The following is a 21,310-nucleotide window of genomic DNA, read 5'->3' on the forward strand; positions in this document are numbered from 1 at the left end:
GCGATTTCCCGTAAGTCAGCTCCCCGTAGGAGAGGCCGTACTCTGCCGCACAGTGTCGTCGGTGGCGTTGTCGGCGTCCGCCGGGAGGGGGTCCTGCGGCTGCGGCGCCGCCTCCGCGCCGCCCTCCGGCTGGCCGAACCAGGCCACGGCGACCGCGCCCGCCACCGCCAGGACGAACCCGAGGATCGCCACCCAGGCGAAGCCGGGCCGCGAGGAGTCGCCGAGCCACAGCACGCCGATCATGCCGGGCAGCACCGTCTCGCCCACCACCAGCGCGGCGGTCGCGCCGTTGACCGAACCGATCTGGAGGGCGACAGTGTGCAGGTACATGCCGCCGATGCCGGCCACGAGGATGGCGTAGAGGGCGGGGTCCGCGAGGAGCGTGGGCAGGTTGAACGGGTCGATGCCGTTCAGGACGCGCACCCCGACGCCCAGCGCGCCGAAGCCGAGGCCGGAGAGCAGGCCGGCCAGGATCGCGGCCCGCGAGCCGAGCATCCGCACGATCACCGTGCCGCCCGCCATCAGCACGATCGCGATCACCAGCAGCCACCAGTGGGTGGTCGTCGAGCTGCTGCCCCCGCCCTCGTGCCCGGCCGCCGTCGCCAGCAGCACCAGCGCCGAGCAGACGACGGCGATCGAGGTCCACTCGGGCCGGGTCAGCTTGATGCCGAGGAGCTTGATGCTCAGCACGGCGGTGATCACCAGGTTGGCGCTGATGACGGTCTGCGAGAGGAAGAGCGGCAGCAGCCGCGCGGCCAGCGCGCCGAGCGCGAACCCTATGAAGTCGAGCACCGTGCCGACCATGAATTCCCAGGTCACAGCGGCCTTCGCGGTGGACGACAGGCTGGGTCCGCCATGCTGCGTGGTGCCGGTCGACGAGGCGGCCGCGGCCTCTCGCCGAGCGGATTTGCGTGAGCCCACGGCTTGCAGGACAGAGCCTGTGCCGTAGCAGGCCGATGCCGCGACAGCCGTCAGAAGGCCGATGATCACCAGTAGCTCCGTTCGCGCGTGCGCACTCTGTGTTCTGTCAGGCAGACGCGCATTTCGGGGGAAGAGTTGCCTCCGGTCAAGAACTGGTCAAATATTAGTCATCCGCAGACCGGGACCGTCCCGCCGGGGCAGCCGCCCGCAGCCGGGCCAGCGCCTCGGGCGCCTCGTCCACCGAGTCGACGAGCGCGATGCGCCCGGCCATGGCGCGGCCCTCGGCCAGCGCCTCCAGCAGCGGCCAGGCCGGCAGGCGGCGCGTCCAGTGGTCGCGGTCGACCAGCACCATCGGGGTCGCCTCGCCGTGCGAGCCGTAGTAGTTCGACGTCGCGTTGTCGAAGATCTCCTGCACCGTCCCGGCCGCGCCCGGCAGGAAGACGACGCCCGCGTTGGAGCGGGCGAGCAGGCCGTCCTCGCGGATGGCGTTGGCGAAGTACTTGGCGATGTGGGCGGCGAACGCGTTCGGCGGCTCGTGCCCGTAGAACCAGGTGGGCAGGGCCACCGAGGCGCCGCCCGCCGGCCAGCGCTCCCGTACGGCGAAGGCGGCCGCCGCCCAGTCGCCGACCGAATCCACGAACGAGGGGACCTTCGCCAGGAGTTCGAGGGCTTCGTCGAGCATGGCGTCGCCGTACGGAGCCGCGTACGCGCCGAGGTTCGCGGCCTCCATCGCGCCCGGCCCGCCGCCCGTCGCCACCGTCAGCCCCGCCCGGCTCAGCGCCCGGCCGAGGCGGGCCGCGCCCGCGTACCCCCGCGAACCGCGCTCCAGCGCGTGCCCGCCCATGACGCCCACGACGTGCGCGCCGACGAGGAGTTCGTCCAGGGCGTCGGAGACGGAGTCGTCGTGGATGCTGCGCAGCATCGAGGCGAAGACGTCGCCATCGGGCCGGGTCCGTTCGTACCAGGCGTATGAGAGCGCGTCTGGCGTGCTCTCATAGCTCACCGCCAGCCCCTCGAAGAGCTCCTCGGGCCGGTAGAGCGAGCTCCGGTACGGATCGAACGGCAGTTCCGGTATGGGCGGGAAGACCAGCGCGCCCGACGCCCGTACCCGCGCCGCCGCGTCCTCGGGCATCCGGCAGCCCAGGAAGACGGCCTGATCGCACTCCACGGCCAGCAGCGCCGCGCCCCGCTCCGTCAGGTCGAGGGACTGGACGCGGCAGCCGCCGAGCGAACCGGCGGCCACGGCCGCGTCGAACTCCTCGACGGACGCGATCTCGCAGGGCGCCGCCGACGGGCGTGACGGCGCCTTCGGCTCCGCTGAGACGGGGCGGTGGACCTTGTCCCGCCCGGCCGGGGACTGGGGGCTCGGCTGCATCCGGCCATGCTAGACGCAGCCGCCGGACCGCCGTCGTCCGCGGCTTGAAACCCAGCCCGAGACCCAGCCCGAGACGCAGCCCAAGACGCGGCCTGAAACGCAGCCCCGAGTGCTCACCGCGTCAGCGGGAGCGCCGCCAGCAGCCCGACCGCCCACGTCAGCGCGGCGAGTACGGCCAGCAGCACGGCCGTACGGAGCGCCGCCGCGCCGCGCAGCACGGCGACCGGGGCGCCCAGCCGCAGCAGGGCGGCCGTGGTCTCGCCCCGGCGGTTGCGGGTCTCCAGACCCGCGGTGATCGCCGTCGCGGTGGCGCACGCTATGACGACGGCGGCGCCCAGGCCCGTCAGCGGGCCGAACGGGCGGGGGCCCGCCGACTCCCAGGCGGTGCCGTACAGTTCGGCCGCCGCCAGCGCGCCCGAGGCGACCGCGCACACCACGCCCAGCGGCCGGCCGATGCGCACCGCGTCGTCCTGGAGCACCCGGCCGGCCAGCAGCCGCAGCGCGCCGGGCCGCCCGGCGGACAGCACCTTGCCGATGAGCTGTGCGAGGCCGGGCCCGGCCAGCACGAGCCCGATCGCGGTGAGCGCCCAGCCGCCGACGACGCCCGGCGGGCTGCCGTCGAGGCGGCCCGGCAGCGGGAAGAGCGACTCGGGGGAAGGGGCCGGGCCGCGGCCCGCGTACGCCTCCAGGGCGAGGCCGACCGCGGTCAGCGCGATGCCCCACGGCAGGCCGTGCGAGACGCCGGAGGGCTCGGTGGCCTCGGCACGCGGGGCGCGGGGCCGCAGTGCGACGGCGCTCACGGCCGCGGTGGCCACGGGCCCCACGGCGAGCAGTGTGAGGACCGCGCCCCACGGCAACGGCCGGCCCGCGCCGAGCAGGTCGGCGGTCGCGGCGAGCGGACCCCCGACGAGGTCGCCGCGCAGTTGCAGGAAGACGAGGAGCGCGAGCCCGCTGCCGAGCGTGCAGGACACGGCGGCCGACACGGCGGACAGCAGCGTGACGCGGCCCGGCCCGTACCCGGCGGCGGCCAGCCCCGAGCGCGGGCCCGTGACCGGGTCCGTACGGGCGATCGCGACGGAGAGCTGCGCGGTGGCGGCCAGCGGCACCGCGCACCACGCGAGGCGCACGAGGGAGCCGTCGATGTCCTTCGGGTGCGCCACGGCGTGCCCCAGCGTGCAGAGCAGCAGGAAGCCCACGCCGCCGGCCGCCGCCGCGAGCAGCAGCCGCCGCAGGAGTACGAGGGGGTGGGCGCCGCGGGCTAGGCGGAGACTGAGCACGCGGGCTCGCCCTCCGCCTCGGGGGCCGGAACCGTGCCGACCCGGCGGCCGTCGATCACCGAGACCATCCGGTCGGCGAGGGTGGCCGCTTCCGTGTCGTGCGTCGCGAGAACGACCGTGATGCCGTGCGAGCGGGCCGCCGTCGTGATCGTACGGAGCACCTGGGCGCGGTCGGCGCGGTGCAGCGGCGCCGTCGGCTCGTCGGCGAAGAGCACCGTCGGCTCGGCGGCGAGCGCGCGGGCGATGGCGACGCGCTGCCGCTGCGACTGGAGGAGGGCCGCCGGGCGTTTGCGAACGCAGTCACCGACGTCGAGCCGCTCCAGCCACTCGACGGCCTTCTGCCGGGCCGTCCGGTTGCCGGTGCCGCGCAGCAGCAGCGGCAGGGCGGCGTTCTCCCAGCCCGTCAGCTCGGGTACCAGCCGCGGCTCGGTGTCGATCCAGCCGAACCGCTCGCGCCGCAGCCGCTCCCGGCCCAGCGGGGTGAGGGTGTGCACGGGCGCGCTGTTGAACCACACCTCGCCGCTCTCGGGCGGCAGTTGCCCGGAGAGGCACTTCAGCAGGGTGGTCTTTCCGGAGCCGCGGGGCCCGGTGACGGCGAGGATCTCGCGCTCGCGGACACCGAGGGAGATACCGGCGAGAGCGGGGGAGCCACTGTGCGAGTAGTGCAGTCCGCGTGCCCAGAGCACGTCGTTGTCCGGCGGGGCCGCCATGTCGAGCACCTCGGGTCGCTATGGGGGTCCGTTCCCCTGTCCGGGTGAACGAACCGGAGGCCAATGGGTCACTGGCACCGTACGGAACCCGGATACTAGCTTCCGTCGAGGCTCGGCGCAGGAGCGGCCCACTTTCCTCCGGTCGGGCTCATTACATTGGGCTGATTACAGATGTGTAGGAGCGAACACGCGCAGAAGCGGCCGCTTCTGCGCGTGTCGGCGGAAAGCCCGTCGGATTCCGGCGGGTCGGCGGAAAGCCCGTCAGATCTTGGTCCACGCCTCTTCGAGCACGCCCCGGACGATGGACTCGATCTCGTCGAACGTCGACTGGTCGGAGATCAGCGGCGGGGAGAGCTGGATGACCGGGTCGCCGCGGTCGTCGGCCCGGCAGTACAGCCCGTTCTCGTACAGCTTCTTGCTGACGAAGCCGTACAGCAGCCGTTCGCACTCCTCCTCGTCGAAGGACTCCTTGGTGACCTTGTCCTTCACCAGCTCGATGCCGTAGAAGAAGCCGTTGCCGCGCACGTCGCCGACGATCGGCAGATCGGTCAGCTTGGACAGCGTGGCGCGGAACGCGTCCTCGTTGTCGAGGACGTGCTGGTTCAGGCCCTCGCGCTCGAAGATGTCGAGGTTGGCGAGGGCGACCGCGGCGGAGACCGGGTGGCCGCCGAAGGTGTAGCCGTGCAGGAAGGTGTTGTCGCCCTTGTAGAACGGCTCGGCGACGCGGTCCGAGATGACCGCGGCCCCTATCGGGGAGTAGCCGGAGGTCATGCCCTTGGCGCAGGTGATGATGTCGGGCACGTAGTCGAACTTGTCGCAGGCGAACATCGTGCCGAGGCGGCCGAAGGCGCAGATGACCTCGTCCGAGACGAGCAGCACGCCGTACCGGTCGCAGATCTCGCGCACCCGCTGGAAGTAGCCGGGCGGCGGCGGGAAGCAACCGCCGGCGTTCTGCACCGGCTCCAGGAAGACGGCCGCGACGGTCTCCGGGCCCTCGAAGAGGATCTCCTGCTCGATCTGGTCGGCGGCCCAGCGGCCGAACGCCTCCGGGTCGTCGCCGTGGATCGGCGCGCGGTAGATGTTGGTGTTGGGCACCTTGTGCGCACCGGGCACCAGCGGCTCGAAGGGGGCCTTGAGGGCGGGCAGACCGGTGATGGACAGGGCGCCCTGCGGGGTGCCGTGGTAGGCGACGGCCCGTGAGATCACCTTGTACTTGGTGTGGTTGCCGGTCAGCTTGTGGTACTGCTTCGCGAGCTTCCACGCGGTCTCGACGGCCTCGCCGCCGCCGGTGCTGAAGAAGACCTTGTTGAGGTCGCCCGGCGCGTAGTGCGCGAGCCGCTCCGCCAGTTCGACGGCCTTGGGGTGGGCGTAGCTCCACACCGGGAAGAAGGCGAGCTCCTGGGCCTGCTTGGCGGCGGCCTCGGCCAGCTCCGCGCGGCCGTGCCCGGCCTGGACCACGAACAGCCCGGACAGCCCGTCGAGGTACTTCCTGCCCTGGTCGTCGTAGATGTACGTGCCCTCGCCGCGCACGATCGTCGGCACGGGGGCGTTCTCGTACGACGACATGCGGGTGAAGTGCATCCACAGGTGGTCGTACGCCGTCTTCGAGAGGTCCTTGCTCACGGCTATCGCGTTCCCCAGGTGTAGGTCTGTTTCCGGAGCTTCAGGTAGACGAAGCTCTCGGTGGAGCGCACGCCGGGGAGGGTCCGGATGCGCTTGTTGATCATTTGCAGCAGCTGGTCGTCGTCCTCGCAGACGACCTCGATGAGGAGGTCGAACGAGCCCGCCGTCATGACGACGTACTCGACCTCGCTCATGGCGGTCAGCGCGTCGGCGACCGGGTCGAGGTCGCCCTCGACGTTGATGCCGACCATCGCCTGCCGCCGGAATCCGACGGTGAGCGGGTCGGTGACGGCGACGATCTGCATCACGCCCTGGTCGAGCAGTTTCTGCACGCGCTGGCGCACCGCGGCCTCGGAGAGGCCGACGGCCTTGCCGATCGCCGCGTAGGGACGGCGGCCGTCCTCCTGGAGCTGTTCGATGATCGCCAGGGAGACGGCGTCGATCGGCTGCGTGCCGTTCGTGCTTCTCGGATCCGTACTACGAGTGGCCACGTGCCCCACTCTGCACGGGACTCGACTGTCTCGCAACCCGGAACCGATGAAATCCGTTGCGTAGGGCTCTTCATTGCACGGATTCCGTTGTCTGTGCGTGGTGGGTGTGTCGAAAACGTCGCCTACCTGACTAGGCTGGGCATCTCACCCATCGGACATCTGACAGGAGGGGTGGCAAGTGACCACCGAGCCTGGACGGCTTCGCACACTGCGCAACTACATCGGCGGGGAGTTCCGGGACGCCGCCGACGGGCGGACCACGGAGGTGGTCGACCCGACCACCGGCGAGGCGTACGCCACCGCCGCGCTCTCCGGGGCCGCCGACGTCGACGCCGCCATGGCCGCCGCCGAGGCCGCCTTCCCCGCCTGGCGGGACCTCGTGCCCGGCGAACGCCAGAAGGTGCTGCTCAAGGTCGCGGACGCGATCGAGGAGCGCGCGGAGGACCTGATCGCCGCGGAGTCCGAGAACACCGGCAAGCCCCTCGCGCTCGTACGCAGCGAGGAGATCCCGCCGATGGTGGACCAGATCCGCTTCTTCGCGGGCGCCGCGCGAATGCTGGAGGGCCGCTCGGCCGGCGAGTACATGGAGGGCCTGACCTCCATCGTCCGCCGCGAGCCCATCGGCGTCTGCGCGCAGGTCGCGCCGTGGAACTACCCGATGATGATGGCCGTCTGGAAGTTCGCCCCGGCGCTGGCCGCCGGCAACACCGTCGTCATCAAGCCCTCCGACACCACGCCCGCCTCGACGGTCCTGCTGGGCGAGATCATCGGCGGCGTGCTGGAGGGGCTCGGCCACTCCAAGGGCGTCTTCAACGTCGTCTGCGGCGACCGCGACACCGGTCGGCTGATGGTCGAGCACCCCACCCCCGCCATGGCCTCGATCACCGGGTCCGTACGGGCCGGCATGCAGGTGGCCGAGTCGGCGGCCAAGGACCTCAAGCGGGTCCACCTGGAGCTGGGCGGCAAGGCGCCCGTCGTCGTCTTCGAGGACGCCGACATCGCCAAGGCCGTCGAGGAGATCTCGGTCGCGGGCTACTTCAACGCGGGCCAGGACTGTACGGCCGCCACCCGCGTGCTCGTGCACGAGAGCGTCCACGACGAGTTCGTCACCGCCCTCGCCAAGGCCGCCGCCGACACCAAGACCGGCCGGCCGGACGACGAGGACGTGCTGTACGGGCCGCTCAACAACGCCAACCAGCTGAAGCAGGTCTCCGGCTTCATCGAGCGGCTGCCCGCCCACGCCAAGATCGAGGCGGGCGGCCACCGGGTCGGCGAGAAGGGGTACTTCTACGCCCCGACCGTCGTCTCCGGCCTCAAGCAGGACGACGAGATCATCCAGCACGAGGTCTTCGGCCCCGTCATCACCGTCCAGTCCTTCACGGACGAGGAGCAGGCCGTCAGCCACGCCAACGGCGTGGAGTACGCGCTCGCCTCATCGGTGTGGACCAAGGACCACTCGCGCGCGATGCGCATGTCCAAGAAGCTCGACTTCGGCTGCGTGTGGATCAACACCCACATCCCGCTCGTCGCCGAGATGCCGCACGGCGGCTTCAAGAAGTCCGGCTACGGCAAGGACCTCTCCGCCTACGGCTTCGAGGACTACACGCGCGTCAAGCACGTGATGACGTCGCTGGAAGGCTGAGCGAGGGCTGACCCACGGCCGTGCGGGGCGGGAGCCCGCTCCGCACGGCCTGCGGTCTTCCGCTGCCGAGCGCCGCGCCGGTCACCGGGTGAGCAGCGCGCAGAGCGCGTCCACCCGGTTCGTGGTGATGGAGTCGACGCCCGCGCGCAGCAGGCGCGTCATCGAACGGCGGGTGTCGGGGGTCCAGGCGGAGACCAGGAGGCCGTCGGCGTGATCGCGTTCGACCAGACCCCGGGAGACCAGCCCGAAGCGGTAGTTGAGCCACCGCGGGCGGACGTCCGCGAGGAGGACGGGCCGGGGCCGCGCCAGCGTCGTCCAGGTCAGGGCCGTCTCTGCGGCGGGGTCGGCGCGGCGCACGGCGAGCATGGCGGCGGGCCCGCCGCAGTAGTACGCCCGCTCGGCCGCGCCGGACGCGCGGACCTCGGCGACCGCGGCCGGTACGGCCGACGGGTCGGGGAAGTCGATGAACGCCCGTCCCGCCGGGGACTGCCCGATCTCGTGCAGGGCCTCGCGCAGGGTGGGCACCCCGCCGCCCGTCAGCCCCCGGACCTCGGCCGCCGAGAGCCGGGCCAGCGGGCGCTGGTGGCCCCAGAGGCGTTCGAGGGTCGCGTCGTGGAGCAGTACGGGCACGCCGTCGCGGGTGAGGCGGACGTCGATCTCCACCGCCCCGGCACCCGCCCGCAGCGCGGAGCGGATGGAGGGGAGGGTGTTCTCACGCCGTACGTAGGGGTCGCCGCGGTGGGCGACGGCGGTGCAGATCATGGTGCCCATTGTGGCCACGGCGCCTGAGCGCTACCGCAGCGCCGCCTCCGTGTAGCTGTCGATCTCCGCGGCCAGCTTCGCCTTGTCCGCCGCCTCCATGAAGGACGCCTCGACCGCGTTCTTCGCGAGGGCCGCGACGCCCCGGGCGTCGAGGTCCAGGAGACGGGCCGCGATGGCGTACTCCGAGTTGAGGTCGGTGCCGAACATCGGCGGGTCGTCGCTGTTGATGGTGACCACGACGCCCGCGTCTACCATCTGCTTCAGCGGGTGCTCCTCCAGCGTGGCGACGGCCCGGGTCGCGATGTTGGAGGTGGGGGCGACCTCCAACGGGATGCGGTGCTCCGCCAGGTGGGCCAGCAGCTTCGGGTCCTGGACGGCGCTGGTGCCGTGGCCGATGCGCTCCGCGCGCAGGTCGGTGAGGGAGTCCCAGATGGTCTCGGGGCCCGTCGTCTCGCCCGCGTGCGGCACGGAGTGCAGGCCCGCCGCGATGGCCCGCTCGAAGTAGGGCGCGAACTGCGGGCGGGGCACACCGATCTCGGGTCCGCCGAGCCCGAAGGAGACGAGCCCCTCCGGCCGCAGCCGGGTGGCGATGCGCTCGGTCTCCTCGGCCGCGGCCAGCCCCGCCTCGCCCGGGATGTCGAAGCACCAGCGCAGCCGCACGCCGAGGTCGGCCTCCGCGGCGGTACGGGCGTCCTCTATGGCCTCCACGAAGGCGGCGTCCGGAATCCCGCGCGAGGTCGAGCTGTACGGGGTGACCGTCAGCTCGGCGTAGCGGATGTTCTGCCGGGCCATGTCGCGCGCCACCTCATAGGTCAGCAGCCGGACGTCCTCGGCGTCGCGGATCAGGGCGACGACGGAGAGGTAGACCTCGATGAAGTGGGCGAAGTCGCGGAAGGTGAAGAAGTCGGCGAGCGCCTCGGGGTCGGTGGGCACCGGAGAGTCGGGGTGCCGGGCCGCGAGCTCCGAAACGATGCGGGGAGAGGCCGAACCGACATGGTGGACATGCAGCTCCGCTTTGGGGAGACCGGCGATGAAGGGGGCGAGATCGGACACCTGGAGCCTCCGGTAGCTGCTGGTGTAGCTGGGAAAATAGGTTCGGATCATCGTATGCGGGGCGGCCGCGGCCGTAGGACGCAGGCCGTAGCATGACGGAAAAGCGACTGGGGAGGGCCATGGCCGACATCGCCGACAAGGCCGATGAGCAGCCGTCGGAGCCGCGGGACCGTGACCCGTGGGCGCCGCCGGAGGCGCGCGGAGCGCAGCGCGTGGAGCTGGAGAAGCCGTCCGCGCCGACGCCGCCGGACGGCGGACAGGCCGCCGGACAGGCGACGGGCAGCGCCGAGCACGGCGGTTCCGAGCCCGCCGGAGGGCCGGGGCCGGCGTCGGCCCCGCACCCCGGCGGCGGCGAATCCGCCGGGGGCCCGGCGCCCGGCCCGTACCCCGCCGGCGGGCCCTTCGCACCGCACACCACGGCCGCGCCCAACCTCGGTCCCGCCCCCGCGCCGGGGCTGCCCGGCTCCGTGCCGCCCCCGCCGATCGCGCCGACGGGCCCCGGCGCGCCCGTCCCGTACGGCACGGCCGCGTACGGGACGGGCCCGTACGGACCGCCGCCCCACGGCCAGGCGTTCCCGGGTCAGCCGGGCCCGCCGGCCCCCGGAATGGGCCCCGGCTACGGCTACCCCGCCGCACAGCCGCCCTACGGCTACGGCTGGCAGGCCCCCCGCCCGGCGGCCGACAACGGCTTCGGCATCGCAGCCCTCGTGCTCGGCATAGTCGGCCTGGTCCTGTCGCCGACCGTCGTCTTCGGCGTCGTACTCGGCGTACTGGCCCTCATCTTCGGGATCATCGGCCGCGGCAAGGCGAAGCGCGGGGAGTCGGCCGCCTCCGGCCAGTCCCTGGCGGGCATCATCCTGGGCGCCGCCGCGCTCGTCGCCACGGCCGTGCTGGTCGTCGTCTACATCCAGGCCGCCGACGCCCCCCACACCACGCGCTACGACCCCGACGACGTCTACGGCGTCCATATGTCCGCCCCCGTGCTCGTACCCGGCCCGGACGCCAGCCGCTGACGCGCCTCCATCAGCGCGAACCCCAGCAGACTCAGCCCGCGCCAGCGCCCCGGATTCCGGGCCGCCCCGTCGTCCGCCGCCAGCCCGTACGGCCGGGTCTTCGCGCGCCACGCGGCGCTCGGCGCCAACGCCTTCCCCAGCCTGGTCAGGCGCGTACGGCGGTATGTCGCGCCCGTCTACGACTACGCGCTGATGACCGAGCGGCTCGCGGCCGTCGGCCGGCGGCGACGGCAAGGGCTCAGCGACAGCGCCAACCACTTCCACTACTTCCGCGTCACCGCCGACCAGCGCGTCCTGTGGGGCGGTTACGACATCGTGCACCTCTACGGAGGCGGCGTCCGCGCCGAGTACGACCACCACCCGGCCACCTACCGCAAGCTCGCGCACCACTTCTTCCGGTGCCTCCCGTAGCTCGCGGGGGTGCGCTTCAGCCACGCGTGGGGCGGCGCGATCGACACCTGCTCCCGCTTCTCGCCCTTCTTCGGCACGGCGCACGGCGGGCGCGTCGCGTACGCGCTCGGCTTCACGGGGCTCGGCGTCGGCGCGACCAGGTTCGGGGCCGACGTCATGCTCGATCTGCTGGCCGGGGAGCGTACGGAGCGTACGGAGCTGGAGATGGTCCGTACGAAGCCGCTGCCGTTCCCGCCCGAGCCGGTCCGGACGCTGGGCATCGGGATCACCCAGTGGGCCATGACCCGCGCCGACGAGCGGGGCGGGCGGCGCAATCTGTGGCTGCGGGCGCTGGACCGGGCCGGTCTCGGCTTCGACAGCTGAGTTTGCCGGCCGCCCAACTCCGCCGGCCCGCTGACCCGCCGGGCTGTCGCGGTTCTGCTGAGGCCGCGTCATTCCACTGCTCTGTGGGGCGCGTTCGGCCGGATTCGTGGTGTCCCACGCGTCTCGTGCGCCTCCGGTCACGCCGGGGCGCACGGCTGTGTGGTTCCTGTGCGCCAAGTCACTACCAACTGGTAGCTCGAACTCGCGTAACGATGTGCGCCGTTCGGCCTCTCACCCGTGAACGCAGGACAAGCGGAAACGGAACGGAGGCTTGGACATGAGCGGCGGCGCGGGTGCCAAGAACGCGGTGGAATGGCTGGCGTCGGTGGCGCCGGACCCCGACGCCTGTCGGTGGGAGTGGGAACGCAACCCCCTGGGGGTGGCCCTGCTGCCGGCCGGCCGGCTCTGGGACGTACTGATCCTGCCTGGCGATCTCGGCTACCCGACCCTGGACGTCCTCTCCCGCTTCATCGACCGGCCCGGCCCGGTCCTCGCGGACTTCGGCGACTCCCGGCTGGGGTTCTTCGTGCCGCCGGGCACGGTGGCCCGCTGGCTTGCCACGGGCGTGCGCGGCGCCGGGCGCGGCACCTGGATCGTCGTCCCCTACCCGGGGCGCGCCACCGGCGGAGTCCGCTGGATCGTCGTGCCCGACGGCGAGGGGACCCTCACGGACCCGGCCGTCCTGGAGCTCGCGATGCACGAGGCAGCGGCCGGGCTGGCCCAGAACGGGGGCTGACGAGCAGGGCCCGGTGCAGACACCACAGCACCAGGCCCGCCAGGCACCAGGAGCCCAGGACGTCCAGCGGCCAGTGGTAGCCCTGGCGTACGAGCCCCACGCCGATCGCGACATTAAGCAGCCCGTACGCGATAAACGCCGCCGGCCGGCGCGTACGGGCGCGCTCGCGGGCGTACTGGAGCAGGAGCAGGATCGCGGCACCGTAGGCGACCGCCGCCGTGGCCGCGTGCCCCGACGGGAAGAAGCCCTCGTGCGCGCCGCCCGCCATACGCGGCGGCCCGGGGCGGCCGATCCACGTCTTGAGCGGCACGACGAGCGCGGGCACCGCGGCCATCGCGAGGGCGGCGGCGAGCGGGGGCAGCCACCACCTGGGGGCGCGGGCGCGACGCCCGCGCCGTGCCGCGTACGCCAGCGCGAGGACCAGGACGGGCACGGCCACCGCCGCGTTGCCGAGATCGGCGAAGAACTGCGCGGCGGGGGAGGGGAGGGAGCTGTCGGCGAGCCAGCGGCCGAGCCGCTCGTCGAGCGGGCGCACCGGCCCGTCCGTCGCCGCCTGCCACGACAGCAGGGCGAGGAGCAGCGCGCACAGCGGGGGGATCAGCGAGGAGAGCGGCACGCGAGAAGCGTACGGAGCGGGGGAGAGGGGGCGGCCCCGGAGCAGGGGGGGGAGTCCCGGGGCCGCCGTGTGACCGGGGTGCCGCGCGCCCCGGGGGGTGTGGGGCGGGCGGCCGTCCGATCGGTGAGGAGATACGGAGTCCAGGACTCCGCCGGTGTGCGCGAGGGCACGGCCGGGTCGGGGCTGGGGAAGCACCGGCTCGGCTCCGCCCGCGGTCACCCGCGGGCGAATGTTTCTCTCATCCGCGGAAACCGTACGGCAGGCGGGGCGGGCCGGACAGCCGTGTCACCCGTCCACCACCCGCCCCGCACATTCTCTTCACGCGTGTGCCGTGGCACGGGACGCGGCGCGGGCCGCGGTGACGCGGTACGAGCAGGGACGACGCCGCACGGACAGGAGTGACGGGCTGTCAGACTCATGCGCCGCCCGGGCCCGTGGGCCGCCGGCCCGCTCAGACCTCGGCGAGCGCGCCCTCGATGATGTCCAGGCCCTCGTTCAGCAGCTCCTCGCCGATGACCAGCGGCGGCAGGAAGCGCAGCACGTTCCCGTACGTACCGCAGGTGAGCACCACCAGGCCCTGCTGGTGGCACGCCTTCGCGAGCGCCGCCGTGGCCTCGGGGTTCGGGTCCTTGGTGCCGGACTTCACCAGCTCGACAGCGATCATCGCGCCGCGGCCGCGCACGTCGCCGATGATGTCGAACTTCTCCTGCATGGCCGCCAGCCGGCCCTTCATGACCGACCCGATGTGCCGGGCGCGGCCCACGAGGTCCAGCTCGCGCATCGTCTCGATCGAGCCGAGCGCCGCCGCGCACGCCACCGGGTTGCCGCCGTACGTGCCGCCGAGGCCGCCCGCGTGCGCCGCGTCCATGATCTCGGCGCGGCCGGTGACGGCGGCGAGCGGCAGCCCGCCCGCGATGCCCTTGGCGGTCGTGATCAGGTCCGGGACGATCCCCTCGTCCTCGCACGCGAACCACTCGCCGGTACGGCAGAAGCCGGACTGGATCTCGTCCGCGACGAAGACGATGCCGTTGTCCTTGGCGAACTTCGCGAGCGCGGGCAGGAAGCCCTTCGCCGGCTCGATGAAGCCGCCCTCCCCGAGCACCGGCTCGATGATGATCGCGGCGACGTTCTCCGCGCCGACCTGCTTGCTGATCTGGTCGATGGCCTGGGCGGACGCCTCGGCGCCGCAGTTCTCCGGGCCGGTCGGCCAGCGGTAGCCGTACGCCACCGGCACCCGGTACACCTCGGGCGCGAAGGGCCCGAAGCCGTTCTTGTACGGCATGTTCTTCGAGGTGAGCGCCATCGTCAGGTTCGTACGGCCGTGGTAGCCGTGGTCGAAGACGACGACGGCCTGCCGCTTGGTGTACGCGCGGGCGATCTTCACCGCGTTCTCGACGGCCTCCGCGCCGGAGTTGAAGAGCGCCGACTTCTTGGAGTGGTCGCCGGGCGTCAGCTCCGCGAGCTGCTCGCAGACCGCCACATAGCTCTCGTACGGCGTGACCATGAAACAGGTGTGGGTGAAGTCGGCGAGCTGCGCGGACGCCCGGCGCACCACGGCCTCGGCGGAGGAGCCGACCGAGGTCACGGCGATGCCGGAGCCGAAGTCGATGAGCGAGTTGCCGTCCACGTCCTCGATCACCCCGCCGCCCGCGCGCGCGGCGAACACCGGCAGCGTGCTGCCGACGCCCGCGGCCACCGCGGACGACCTGCGGGCCTGCAGCTCACGGGACTTGGGGCCGGGGATCGGGGTGACGATGCGGCGCTCCTGGGGGAGGGCCGGGCCTCCGGACAGTTCAGTCATGGCAGGACTCCAGGGAGAGGGCGAAAGGGGCGTTTAGTCGCAGGCTAGGGGCGGCGGGGCGGGGGCGGCATGTTCCGTTAGGGAGAAGTGGGCGCGTCACCTTGTCCGCGGCGGCTATGGCGTCGGCCCGCGGCGGCTATGGCGTCGGCTTGCGGCGGTCGTGGCAGCGGCCCGCGGCCGTTGTGACAGCGGCTCGCGGCGGCTATGCCACCGGCCCGCGGCCGTTGTGACAGCGGCTCGCGGCGGCTATGCCACCGGTCCGCGGCGGTCGTGGCAGCGGGCGCCCCGTAGCGATCCCGCCGTCCGTTTCCCCGGCGCACTCCCGCGCGTACCCTGCGGATGATCACGGGCGCCGGGTCGGCGCGGCACCGCCGGGGTCGGTGAACTCCCCTCGTGGGAACAGTAGATTGAACGGCGGCGCGCACACGGACACGACCTCCGGTCGGGGGCAAGGGGCAGCGGATGGACACCGAAGGCACATACGACTCACGCGGCACCCGGAGCGGCTCGGTGCCGGGTCCGGCGGAACCGCCCGCCACCGTGCCCGACCAGGCACGACCGGTCCCCGCACCGCCGGCGCCGGCCGCCCCTCCCGCCCCGCCCATAGAGGCCCCCGCCACCCCTGCCGTCCCCGCCGCCCCGCCCGCCGCGCCGCCTTCCGTTTCGCCCGCCGCGCCGCCCGCCGCCGAACCGCCGTTCCTCGGCTGGCTGCGCGCCCCGCGCCCCGCCGTCGACCCCGGCATCTGGGCCTTCCGCTACCGGCCGAAACCCCCGGAGGAGCCCGACGCCATCCCCGGCCGCCAGCTGATCAGCGGCGCCGTCGTGGCCCTGCTCTGCGCCTGGCTGCTCTGGTCCCTGCTGTGGAACAACTACCTGGGCGACTACTGGTACTGGCCGCTGACCCTGCTGACCCCCGACTCCTGGTTCGAGGCCGGCGGCGGCGACTACGGCCCCGGCTGGTGGGCCCAGCGGATCTATCTCGCCATCGTCATCTGCGTGATCGCCGTCGTCTTCGGCCGCCTCGGCCGCTGGCCGCAGGTCTGGCGCCGGTACGCGGCCCCCGCCCTGCGCCGCATGTGGGACGACGCCGACGCCCCGGCCGCCCCGCCCACCCCGCACAGCGACCCGGCCCTGTGGCCCGAACTGCGCGCCGCGGGCGCCCCCGACGCCGCCGACCGGCTGGCCGCCGAGGCGCGCGCCGGGGCGATGACCGACGTCGACCACGCCCGTATCGACCGCGCCTGGCAGTCCGTACGGGCCCAGCCCGGCCGCCTCGCCGCCTTCACCGACACCGTGCTGCGGCACGGCGCGGCCGCCTGCGCCCACCCCTCCGGCGCCCGCGACCTGCCCGTACGGACCTGCCACCACGACCTCGTCGCCCGCCAGGTGCGCATCGGCACCGCGGTCGAGGACCCGCGCAACCCGTACGACCACCGGGGCGCCGGATACGCGCTCGACCCGGAGCTGCTCGGCACCTCGCTGCTCGCCGTCGGACCGCCGGGCTGCGGGAAGACCGGGCGGCTGGTGCGGCCGGTGGTCGAGGCGCTGTGCCTGGAGGCGCTCGCCGGGCGGGCCGCCGTCGTGGCCGTCGGCGCGTCCGGCGCGGGGCTCGCGCCGGACGGGTCCTTCGACGTCGTCATCAAGGTCGGCAGCCCCGACTCCGCCTACGCCCTCGACCTGTACGGCGGCGCCGACGACCCCGACGAGGCGGCCGGCGTCCTCGCCGAAGCGCTCGTCGGGGACCTCGCCGCCGGTCTCCCCGGCGGCGACGGCCGCCGCGCGGCGACCGCGCTCGCCCAGCTCATCGGCCCGTACCGGGCGGCCCACGACCGCTACCCCACCGTCTCCGAACTCCGCGAACTGCTGGACGAGCCGGCCGCCGACGGCGCCGCCGGCCCCGCGCGCGCCGCCCTGCGCGAACGGCTGCTCGCCGCCGGGCAGCACACCCACGCCCGCGAACTCGACGCCCGCGAGCGGCAGGCGATGCGCCCCGGCGACGTCGGCGCGACCCTCGCGGACCGGCTCGCGCTCCTGGACCGGCCCGCCTTCGCGCACTCCTTCCACCACCCGGACGGCACCGAGCCGTTCTCGCTGCGCGCCCTCGAACACCCCCTGCGGGTCCGCGTCGACCTGCCCGAACGCGGCCACACCGAGGCGTCCCGGATGCTCGCGCGGCTCGTACTCGCCCAGTTCACCCAGTGCGCGGTGGGGCGCGGCGACCGTTCGCTGTTCACCTGCCTCGTCCTCGACGACGCCGCCAGCACCGTCACCGCCGAGGCGCTGCGCGGCCTCCAACGGCTGCGGTCCGCGAACGCCGGGGCCGTCCTCGCGCTCCGTACGCTCGACGACGTACCCGACGCGCTGCGCTCAGCGCTGCTGGGCGCGGTCGGCTGCCGGATGGCGTTCAGCGGCGTGACGACCTGGGACGGCGCGCGGTTCGCCGAGGTCTGGGGCAAGGCGTGGGTGGAGGACCGGGACATCACCGACCGCCAGATCATCGCCCACGAGCCGCTGACCCGCGCCACCCACGTCGTGCGCCGCCTGGTCACGGGCCGGGCCGTGACGGCCCAGTCGGTGACCACCCGCAAGGTCGAGCGCGAGCGCTGGTCCGCCTCGGAACTGGCGCACGCCGTCCCGGCCGGTCACGCGGTGCTCTCGGTGACCTCGGTACGGGGCGCGAGCGCGCCGCCGGTCCTGGTGGACCTGCGGCCGGCGGGCCCGGCCCGTTCCTCCGGCGCACCCGGCGCACCCCGCTCGCGCTGACGGGACGGAGCGGGTCGCGGCGAGGCAGGGCCGGAAGGCGGCGCCGGGGCGGGCCCGGAGGCAGGCCAGGCAGGGCCGGAAGGCGGCGCCAGAGCGGGCCCGGAGGCAGGGGAGGCGAGCCCACGCCTCCCCACGCAATCCTCCGCTGAGGCAGAATCGAGGGGAGCCGTTCATACGGGACGGCGCAATCGCAGCAACGCCCCGCGAAGGTGCCATGCCTCCCACGCTCGCCTCACTCGTCCACCACTCCGCGCTCAAACTCACCGTGCTCGCGGGAGAGGACAAGCTGGAGACCCCGGTGCGCTGGGCGCACGTCAGCGAGCTGGCCGACCCGGTGCCCTGGATGGAGGGCGGCGAACTCCTCCTCGTCACCGCGATGAAGATCGACGCGGACAACCCGGCCGCCATGCGCCGCTATGTCAAACGGCTCGTCGCCGCGGGCGTCGTCGGGCTCGGCTTCGCGGTCGGCGTCAACTACGAACAGGTGCCGAAGCCGCTGGTCGAGGCCGCGAAAGGGGAGGGGCTGCCGCTGCTCGCGGTGCCGCGCCGCACCCCGTTCCTCGCCATCAGCAAGGCCGTCTCGGCGGCCATCGCCGCCGAGACGTACCGCTCCGTGACCGCCGGCTTCGACGCGCAGCGCGAGCTGACCCGAGCCGCCCTCAGCGCCGACGGCCCGGCCGCGCTGCTCGCCCGGCTCGCCGTCCACCTCGACGGCTGGGCCGCGCTCTACGACGCGTCGGGGGCGCTGGTGGCCGCCGCCCCCGAATGGGCCGCGCGCCGCGCCGCCCGGCTCGGCGGCGAGGTCGAGCGGCTGCGCGAGCGCCCCGCGCCCGCCAGCGCCGTCGTCGGCGGCGATCCGGGGGAAGCCGGTGACGACGGCGGTACGGGCGACGGCGACGACGCCGGGCGGGGCGCGGCCGACGGGTCGGACCGGGTCGAGCTCCAGTCCCTGGGCACCGGACGCCGCGCGCGCGGCGTCCTGGCCGTCGGCACGGGCGCGCCCCTGGGCACCGCCGAGCGGTACGCCGTGCACTCCGCCGTCGCGCTGCTCACCCTCTCCACCGAGCGCTCCCGCGCCCTCCAGGACGCCGAACAGCGGCTGGGCGCCGCCGTGCTGCGCATGCTCCTCGCGGGCGAGCCCGACCACGCCCGCGCCGTGGCGGGCGGGCTCTACGGCGAACTGCTCGACGCGCCGTTCCGGATGCTGGTCGCCGAGGCCGCCGCCGGACCCGCCGCCGAGAGCGCCGACCCCGCGGAGCACCCCGACGCCGAGGCGGCCCCGGACCCGCTCGGAGTCCTCGCCGACGCGGTGGAGTCCGCGGCGGCCCGTACCGGCGAATCGGTGCTCGCCGTCCCCGACGGCGAGCGGCTCATCGTGCTCGCCCCCGACGGCGGCGCCGCCGTCGCCGCCTGCGCCGCCCACGCACGGGCCATCGAGGCCCGCCGCGGCACCAAGGCGCGGCCGCGCCAGCGCACCGCCACCGCCCCCGACGACGACCTGGTCGTCGGGCTCTCCGCCCCGGCCGGCCCCATCGCCGCCGCGGGCGCCTTCCGCCAGGCCGAACAGGCCCTGTCGGTGGCCCGGCGGCGCGGCCGGGTCCTCGTCGAGCACGAGGAGGTCGCCGCCGGCTCCGTACTGCCGCTCCTCGCCGACGACGCGGTACGGGCCTTCGCCGACGGCATGCTCCGCGCCCTCCACGACCACGACGCCACCGGCCGCGGCGACCTCGTCGCCTCGCTCCGCGCCTGGCTCTCCCGGCACGGCCAATGGGACGCCGCCGCGGCCGACCTCGGAGTCCACCGCCATACGCTCCGCTACCGGATGCGCCGGGTCGAGGAGATCCTGGGCCGCTCCCTGGACGACCCGGACGTCCGTATGGAGCTGTGGCTGGCCCTCAAGGCGACATCGGTGCCCGCCACGGGCTGACGGGGCGCGGGCCAAGTGAGATCGGGATCCGGATCCGACAATGCGGTGCGCCTCGCCCGCCCACTGCTACGCGCTGGACAAACGCCGCCTCCCGGTGCGGCCCCTACGGTGGGGAAAGTCATTCATCCGCACCATTTCCGAAGGGCCGGGATCGCTGTGCCTTCTTCCCAAGACTCTCAAGCAGCCGCCATCCACGCGTTCTGGCTCGCAGGCCGGCAGGCGACCGGTGAGGACACCTTCGACGTCACCTCTCCCTGGGACGGGAGCACCGTCGGCACGGTGAGCGTTCCCACCGAGGCCCAGGTCGAGGAGGCCGTGGCCGCCGCGCACGCCGTGCGGGACGAGTTCACCGCCACCCCCGCGCACGTACGGGCGGCGGCCCTCGACCATGTGTCGCGGCGGCTCGTCGAGCGGACCGAGGAGATCGCGCGGCTGATCTCCGCGGAGAACGGCAAGCCCGTCAAGTGGGCGCGCGGCGAGGTCGGGCGCGCCGTGTCGGTGTTCCGGTTCGCGGCCGAGGAGGCCCGCCGCTTCAACGGCGGCGAGGCGCAGCGGCTGGACACCGACGCGGGCGGCGTCGGCCGGCTCGCGCTCACCCGCCGCTTCCCGCGCGGCCCGGTGCTCGGCATCGCGCCCTTCAACTTCCCGCTGAACCTGTGCGCCCACAAGGTCGCCCCGGCGCTCGCCGTCGGCACGCCGATCATCCTCAAGCCCGCCCCGGCGACCCCGCTGTCCGGGCTGCTGATCGGCGAGCTGCTGGCCGAGACCGACCTGCCGGCCGGTTCGTGGAGCGTGCTGCCGGTCGGCAACGACCGGATGCCCGGCCTGGTGGCCGACGAGCGGCTGCCGGTCATCTCCTTCACCGGCTCCGGCCCGGTCGGCTGGTCCCTGCTGGACGCCGCGCCCCGCAAGCACACCACCCTGGAGCTGGGCGGCAACGGCGCGGCCGTCGTCCTCGCCGACTGGTCCTCGGAGGCCGACCTGGACCGGGCGGCGCAGCGCATCGCCACGTTCTCCAACTACCAGGGCGGCCAGTCCTGCATCTCGGTGCAGCGCGTGATCGCCGACGCGAGCGTGTACGACCGGCTCGTGCCGAAGGTCGTCGCGGCCGTCGAGGCGCAGGTCACCGGCGACCCGTCGGACGACGCGACCGACGTCGGCCCGCTGGTCAGCGAGGACGCCGCCAAGCGCGTCGAGTCCTGGGTCGACGAGGCCGTGGCGGCGGGCGCGAAGCTCCTCGCGGGCGGCAAGAGGGACGGTGCGTCCTACGCCCCGACCGTCCTCGCGGACGTGCCCGCCGGCGTGAAGGTCGCCTGCGAGGAGATCTTCGGCCCGGTGCTGACCCTGACGAGGACGGACGGTGAGGAGGCGGCCTTCGCGGCCGTCAACGACTCGCCGTACGGCCTCCAGGCCGGCGTCTTCACCCACGACGTACGGACCGCCTTCCGCGCCCACCGCGCGCTGGAGGTCGGCGGCGTGATCATCGGCGACGTGCCGTCCTACCGCGCGGACCAGATGCCGTACGGCGGTGCCAAGCAGTCCGGCGTGGGCCGCGAGGGTGTGCGGTACGCGATGGAGGACTACACCTACGAGCGCGTCCTGGTCCTCACCGACCTGGACCTCTGAGCCCTCGGCCGAAGCGCCGGCCCGGGCCGGCGCTTCGGCCGTAACCGGCCCGGACTTCTGAGTCTCCGGCCGTAACCGGCCCGGAATTCTGAGCCCTCGGCCGTAAGGGCGTGCAGATCTTTAACTCGTGGCTTTCCGCTCGGTGGTTCGTTGGTCTGGCGTGAGCGGGTTGGAAAGTCAGCGGGCTGTGCTGGCAGCCA

At 73.8% G+C, this 21,310-nt stretch carries 16 protein-coding genes and 2 pseudogenes; 7 read left to right on the forward strand and 11 right to left on the reverse strand.

Annotated elements, in window-relative coordinates; genetic code table 11:
- Window positions 1-15: 15 nt before the first annotated feature.
- The 6 genes from AB0I22_RS30315 to AB0I22_RS30340 all read right to left on the reverse strand — a co-directional run bounded on the left by AB0I22_RS30315 (window position 16) and on the right by AB0I22_RS30340 (window position 6,397).
- Window positions 16-990: a hypothetical protein gene (locus AB0I22_RS30315; RefSeq protein WP_363134139.1), complete on the reverse strand. Its 975-nt coding sequence runs from the start codon at window positions 988-990 to the stop codon at window positions 16-18.
- Window positions 991-1,084: 94 nt separating this feature from the next.
- The gene (locus AB0I22_RS30320) at window positions 1,085-2,296 is read right to left on the reverse strand and encodes an LOG family protein (protein ID WP_363134140.1); all 1,212 of its coding nucleotides are present in this window, start codon (window positions 2,294-2,296) and stop codon (window positions 1,085-1,087) included.
- A gap of 113 nt (window positions 2,297-2,409) precedes the next feature.
- Window positions 2,410-3,573 (reverse strand): hypothetical protein, encoded by a 1,164-nt coding sequence (locus tag AB0I22_RS30325; protein ID WP_363134141.1) that lies wholly within the window; start codon window positions 3,571-3,573, stop codon window positions 2,410-2,412.
- Entirely contained in the window at window positions 3,555-4,283 is a 729-nt protein-coding gene (locus AB0I22_RS30330; protein WP_363134142.1) for an ATP-binding cassette domain-containing protein, read from the reverse strand. Before AB0I22_RS30330 ends, AB0I22_RS30325 begins: the two co-directional genes overlap by 19 nt.
- A gap of 261 nt (window positions 4,284-4,544) precedes the next feature.
- A complete protein-coding gene (locus AB0I22_RS30335; RefSeq protein ID WP_363134162.1) occupies window positions 4,545-5,924 on the reverse strand; it encodes an aspartate aminotransferase family protein in 1,380 nt (459 codons plus the stop codon).
- The gene (locus AB0I22_RS30340; RefSeq protein WP_363134143.1) at window positions 5,909-6,397 is read right to left on the reverse strand and encodes an Lrp/AsnC family transcriptional regulator; all 489 of its coding nucleotides are present in this window, start codon (window positions 6,395-6,397) and stop codon (window positions 5,909-5,911) included. The genes AB0I22_RS30335 and AB0I22_RS30340 overlap by 16 nt, the downstream gene beginning before the upstream one ends.
- A 178-nt stretch (window positions 6,398-6,575) precedes the next feature.
- On the opposite strand from AB0I22_RS30340, the gene AB0I22_RS30345 reads away from it, so the two are divergent.
- On the forward strand, window positions 6,576-8,039 hold the full coding sequence (locus AB0I22_RS30345) for a gamma-aminobutyraldehyde dehydrogenase (RefSeq protein WP_363134144.1): 1,464 nt from the start codon (window positions 6,576-6,578) through the stop codon (window positions 8,037-8,039).
- Window positions 8,040-8,120: 81 nt separating this feature from the next.
- On the opposite strand, the gene AB0I22_RS30350 is transcribed toward AB0I22_RS30345, so the two are convergent.
- Window positions 8,121-8,801 carry a glycerophosphodiester phosphodiesterase gene (locus AB0I22_RS30350; RefSeq protein WP_363134146.1) on the reverse strand — a complete coding sequence of 227 codons (681 nt, stop codon included), beginning with the start codon at window positions 8,799-8,801 and terminating at the stop codon, window positions 8,121-8,123.
- A 30-nt stretch (window positions 8,802-8,831) separates the two neighbouring features.
- Window positions 8,832-9,854, reverse strand: a complete 1,023-nt coding sequence (locus tag AB0I22_RS30355) for an adenosine deaminase (protein ID WP_363134147.1) — start codon at window positions 9,852-9,854, stop codon at window positions 8,832-8,834.
- 92 nt (window positions 9,855-9,946) lie between these two features.
- On the opposite strand from AB0I22_RS30355, the gene AB0I22_RS30360 reads away from it, so the two are divergent.
- Window positions 9,947-10,867, forward strand: a complete 921-nt coding sequence (locus AB0I22_RS30360; protein ID WP_363134148.1) for a hypothetical protein — start codon at window positions 9,947-9,949, stop codon at window positions 10,865-10,867.
- On the opposite strand, the pseudogene AB0I22_RS30365 reads toward AB0I22_RS30360, so the two are convergent.
- Window positions 10,810-10,953, reverse strand: a pseudogene (locus tag AB0I22_RS30365) (DUF1768 domain-containing protein); the annotation flags it as partial. The gene AB0I22_RS30360 and the pseudogene AB0I22_RS30365 sit on opposite strands and share 58 nt — an antisense overlap.
- On the opposite strand from AB0I22_RS30365, the pseudogene AB0I22_RS30370 reads away from it, so the two are divergent.
- Window positions 10,949-11,641 (forward strand): annotated as a pseudogene (locus AB0I22_RS30370) (FAD-dependent oxidoreductase); the annotation flags it as partial. The pseudogenes AB0I22_RS30365 and AB0I22_RS30370 overlap by 5 nt on opposite strands.
- Window positions 11,642-11,918: 277 nt before the next feature.
- On the forward strand, window positions 11,919-12,377 hold the full coding sequence (locus tag AB0I22_RS30375) for a hypothetical protein (RefSeq protein WP_363134149.1): 459 nt from the start codon (window positions 11,919-11,921) through the stop codon (window positions 12,375-12,377).
- Here AB0I22_RS30375 and AB0I22_RS30380 read toward each other — a convergent pair.
- On the reverse strand, window positions 12,307-12,993 hold the full coding sequence (locus AB0I22_RS30380) for a phosphatase PAP2 family protein (protein ID WP_363134150.1): 687 nt from the start codon (window positions 12,991-12,993) through the stop codon (window positions 12,307-12,309). The genes AB0I22_RS30375 and AB0I22_RS30380 overlap by 71 nt on opposite strands.
- 451 nt (window positions 12,994-13,444) lie before the next feature.
- Window positions 13,445-14,794: a 4-aminobutyrate--2-oxoglutarate transaminase gene (gabT, locus tag AB0I22_RS30385; protein WP_363134151.1), complete on the reverse strand. Its 1,350-nt coding sequence runs from the start codon at window positions 14,792-14,794 to the stop codon at window positions 13,445-13,447.
- Between the two features lie 462 nt (window positions 14,795-15,256).
- On the opposite strand from gabT, the gene AB0I22_RS30390 reads away from it, so the two are divergent.
- From AB0I22_RS30390 to AB0I22_RS30400, 3 genes are all read left to right on the forward strand, one after another.
- Window positions 15,257-17,557, forward strand: a complete 2,301-nt coding sequence (locus tag AB0I22_RS30390) for an ATP-binding protein (protein WP_363134152.1) — start codon at window positions 15,257-15,259, stop codon at window positions 17,555-17,557.
- Between the two features lie 214 nt (window positions 17,558-17,771).
- Complete coding sequence (locus AB0I22_RS30395) at window positions 17,772-19,484, forward strand: PucR family transcriptional regulator (protein ID WP_363134153.1); 1,713 nt, start codon at window positions 17,772-17,774, stop codon at window positions 19,482-19,484.
- Between the two features lie 189 nt (window positions 19,485-19,673).
- Complete coding sequence (locus AB0I22_RS30400; RefSeq protein WP_363134163.1) at window positions 19,674-21,110, forward strand: aldehyde dehydrogenase family protein; 1,437 nt, start codon at window positions 19,674-19,676, stop codon at window positions 21,108-21,110.
- The last annotated feature ends 200 nt before the right edge of the window (window positions 21,111-21,310 follow it).

The organism is Streptomyces sp. NPDC050610, assembly GCF_040654875.1.
Classification (GTDB): Bacteria; Actinomycetota; Actinomycetes; order Streptomycetales; family Streptomycetaceae; genus Streptomyces.

What these genes read in the sequence shown, in the direction of transcription:
- AB0I22_RS30320 (WP_363134140.1), bottom strand. Translation starts at nt 2,296, where the DNA reads ATGCAGCCGAGCCCCCAGTCCCCGGCCGGGCGGGACAAGGTCCACCGC.
- AB0I22_RS30330 (WP_363134142.1), bottom strand. Translation starts at nt 4,283, where the DNA reads ATGGCGGCCCCGCCGGACAACGACGTGCTCTGGGCACGCGGACTGCAC.
- AB0I22_RS30350 (WP_363134146.1), bottom strand. Translation starts at nt 8,801, where the DNA reads ATGATCTGCACCGCCGTCGCCCACCGCGGCGACCCCTACGTACGGCGT.
- AB0I22_RS30360 (WP_363134148.1), top strand. Translation starts at nt 9,947, where the DNA reads ATGACGGAAAAGCGACTGGGGAGGGCCATGGCCGACATCGCCGACAAG.
- AB0I22_RS30375 (WP_363134149.1), top strand. Translation starts at nt 11,919, where the DNA reads ATGAGCGGCGGCGCGGGTGCCAAGAACGCGGTGGAATGGCTGGCGTCG.
- gabT (WP_363134151.1), bottom strand. Translation starts at nt 14,794, where the DNA reads ATGACTGAACTGTCCGGAGGCCCGGCCCTCCCCCAGGAGCGCCGCATC.
- AB0I22_RS30390 (WP_363134152.1), top strand. Translation starts at nt 15,257, where the DNA reads ATGGACACCGAAGGCACATACGACTCACGCGGCACCCGGAGCGGCTCG.
- AB0I22_RS30395 (WP_363134153.1), top strand. Translation starts at nt 17,772, where the DNA reads ATGCCTCCCACGCTCGCCTCACTCGTCCACCACTCCGCGCTCAAACTC.